The sequence below is a fragment of the Pseudogracilibacillus amylolyticus (SeqCode) genome (assembly GCF_051918545.1).
Taxonomy (GTDB): domain Bacteria; phylum Bacillota; class Bacilli; order Bacillales; family Amphibacillaceae; genus Pseudogracilibacillus.
Genome location: NZ_JBPPZG010000312.1, coordinates 1 through 3,091 on the forward strand (window position 1 = coordinate 1; position 3,091 = coordinate 3,091).

The window sequence follows — 3,091 nt, forward strand, 5'->3', positions numbered from 1 at the left end:
ATCCATCCATTGCGTACCCTATCGTCGAGGCCCAAAGCGTCTTCCATTGATATCCTGTAATTTTTTCTGCCCCAACTTCTGTATTAGTTAAACTGTTTTCTATATTCGTCTCCATTTTTTTCCTCCCTAGATCGTAAACTATGTTGCAAAGAAAGAAACTATCAAATTATTGTTACCACATTTTATCCTGTCACGTTGCTAAATTGTCTGCGCTATCATTCTTGCCTTTACAAACACTAGCCCATTACATAATATCTTTTTTAATTCATACCATCTTCTCTCCTGACCATTGTCAAACCTTTTTAAATTGAGCAAAATAGTAATAAGTTTTTAACAATTAATTAAATTCAATTATAATAAGTAACTTGTTCGTTTGGAATGTACGAATTAGACAAAATAAAATACCTTTTTTGTCGAAACCACCAATACTATATTCTTAACAGTCCAAAAAACAAAAAAATTAATCGGCTGTAACATTCGATTTCTCCAACGACTAGTAAGATTCTCTTAAAAAATACAAATTTTTAGCATCCTTTACAAACCACAAAGGAGTTACTTTTAGCATTAAAAGTATAACACAGATTAGAAATATACAAGAAAACGAATTATTACTGACTTTATTATTTTAATCCGGCACCGAATTAGAATGAAGTTAGAGTGGGTGTAAGATCTTAGTAAAAATCCTCTTAATAATATAAAAAAACGTGGTTCGCATCGATCGCGAGCCACGCTATTAGAAAACTTGGCTTATCGCCAAGCCTTAGTTGCACTTATGCGAGTCAAGAAAGTTTTATACTTATCTGCCAAAGAAAGCGGTCATTCATCTCCCCATTTACGGAGAATTCTGACCGCTTTTACCTAAAACATTAGAAAAATCGCTTTTATATTTATGCTGGATTTATTTGTAGTTCTACTGTAATTGTAATTTCGTCTCCTACTAATACGCCACCAGTTTCTAATGCCTGGTTCCAAGTTAAACCGAATTCTTTTCTTGAAATTTTTGTTTCTGCTTCAAAACCTACTACATCCACACCCCATGGATTTTTACCGGCACCAGTTCGAGTCACCTTAAATGTTGCTTTTTTCGTTGTATCTTTTATTGTAAGGTCGCCCGTAACATCGTACTCATCTTCACTAGTTTCAACAATTTCGGTTGAGTTAAATGTAATGTTAGGATATTTTTCTACTTCGAAAAAATCTTCTGAGCGAAGATGATTATCACGATCTTCATTATTAGTATTAATTGTTGATGCATCGATGTTGAATGTGATCTTGGCATCCGTTAAATTGTTTGGATCGCCTTCAACAGATCCCTCTACTCCTGTAAAATTACCTCTTACATTTGTAACCATCATATGTTTTACTTTAAAACCTACTTCAGTATGTGCTGTATCTACTTTCCAATTTGCCATAATAAAATTCTCCTTCCAAATTATCGTTTATATTTATACTATAATCTACTATTATCTCGAATTCAAGATATTTTACTTAAACATACTTTAATTTGTTAAATTTATTTTAAAAGGTACTATGTATTAACAAATTATCCAATAACAATATGCCCAAAATAATAATAAATAAACCAATACAATTACAAACTGACTCTTTTCTTTTTAGTTAATTATACTTACAATATTATTGAAAAGGTGCTCCAATTAAGGATGGGATTTAATGTATAGTTGGTTTTATAATCCTGAGATCCAATTTAATATGTGGGATTTCACTCATCTTTTAACTATTATTATTGGTTGCGGATTGATTATTTTTATATTTTTATTCAGAATACAACTTTTACCATATCGTCGTGCTATTCGGCTTACAACAGGCATGTTACTCGTCCTTAGTCGCATAAGCTTGGATATTTGGTATATTAATACGAGAATGTGGGACATAAAGTCTTCTCTGCCGTTTGAACTTTGTAGCATTTCGTCTCTAGCCTGTGCGGTGATGCTTTTTACAAAAAGTCACCGGTTATTTGAGGTGTTTTACTTTCTTGCTATTGGTGGTGCTATACAAGCAATTATTACACCCGATTTATTTTTTGGATTTCCTCAATTCCGATATATCCAGTTTTTTGTCGATCATTTTATGCTTCTACTAGCTCCGTTACTAATGATTTGGTTATATCATTTTACGATTACTTTAAAATCTCTTTTAAAAGCGTTCATAACAATTAATGTCATTGCCGCTATTGTGTTCATCATCAATCACCTTTTATCGGCAAATTATATGTTTTTAAGAAGCAAACCTAGTGGTGGAAGTTTGTTAGATTTTTTAGGGCCATATCCTTGGTATCTATTATCACTTGAAGCAATTACGCTAGGGATATTTTTTCTTTTGTATTTGCCCTTTTTGGCTAAAAAATTGGGATGAAAAAAATTGTTTTCCAAGTAAAAATACGGGTATCTTCTATATAAAGATGTGAAATACTATCCTTTGTAGACATACGGTTTCAATTTTAAAGGGAGGAACTGCTAATGGGTGATAATGAAAAGCGCCGAAAGTTTGAAGTCAATGAAGAAGTTATAAATCAAGAAGAGGATTCTGAACAAGGATCTCAACTGCAATCTAATCAAATGGAACAATCAATGGGGAATAAAAAGGAAAATGATTAATGGAGGTGAACCCCGCCCCACCAAATCTGTGAATTTGGAAGGGGCTTTCCTTGACTTATCTGAAGACTACCAAGGCTAAGCTCCACTAATTGCCCCGCAATTTGAAGGGAGCATGCGCCTTCGCCTTTATTTATTCAACTTAATAGCTGAAAATACAGCAATCTCCAAAAGCTTTCAGAGGATTCATTGTTTATTAGTTTGCCGAACTTCATTTTCATGACACATCTTTAAGTTCAGCTTTTCTTTTGATAACGGGTTTTATTTCAGCTATTAAAATTGCCGTCATGATCAGAGCTGCTCCAATCATCATCCGAACAGTCAATAGTTCATGTAAAAATAGAACCGACAACACCATGCCAAAAAATGCTTCCATCGATAATAGTATCGCTGCTCTTGTAGCTGTCGTATATTTAAATGCGATATTTTGCGAAAGATATGCTATGGTTGTAGAAAAAATCGCTAAATAAATTAAGGAA

Annotated in this window: 4 protein-coding genes; 2 read left to right on the plus strand and 2 right to left on the minus strand. The window is 33.1% G+C overall.

Features of this window, described 5'->3' with window-relative positions; translation table 11 throughout:
* Window positions 1-887 precede the first annotated feature (887 nt).
* Entirely contained in the window at window positions 888-1,412 is a 525-nt protein-coding gene (locus ACPYKA_RS20085; protein ID WP_479543962.1) for a YceI family protein, read from the minus strand.
* 259 nt (window positions 1,413-1,671) lie between these two features.
* Between ACPYKA_RS20085 and ACPYKA_RS20090 the strand changes: the two genes are divergently transcribed.
* Window positions 1,672-2,373 carry a YwaF family protein gene (locus ACPYKA_RS20090; protein ID WP_479543963.1) on the plus strand — a complete coding sequence of 234 codons (702 nt, stop codon included), beginning with the start codon at window positions 1,672-1,674 and terminating at the stop codon, window positions 2,371-2,373.
* Between the two features lie 104 nt (window positions 2,374-2,477).
* On the plus strand, window positions 2,478-2,615 hold the full coding sequence (locus tag ACPYKA_RS20095; protein WP_479543964.1) for a hypothetical protein: 138 nt from the start codon (window positions 2,478-2,480) through the stop codon (window positions 2,613-2,615).
* 214 nt (window positions 2,616-2,829) lie between these two features.
* On the opposite strand, the gene ACPYKA_RS20100 is transcribed toward ACPYKA_RS20095, so the two are convergent.
* Window positions 2,830-3,091, minus strand: a 262-nt coding sequence (locus ACPYKA_RS20100) for an EamA family transporter (protein ID WP_479543965.1), incomplete at its 5' end; no start/stop codon positions are given.

Coding starts and splice junctions, on each gene's coding strand:
- ACPYKA_RS20085 (WP_479543962.1), bottom strand. CDS start 1,412: ATGGCAAATTGGAAAGTAGATACAGCACATACTGAAGTAGGTTTTAAA.
- ACPYKA_RS20090 (WP_479543963.1), top strand. CDS start 1,672: ATGTATAGTTGGTTTTATAATCCTGAGATCCAATTTAATATGTGGGAT.
- ACPYKA_RS20095 (WP_479543964.1), top strand. CDS start 2,478: ATGGGTGATAATGAAAAGCGCCGAAAGTTTGAAGTCAATGAAGAAGTT.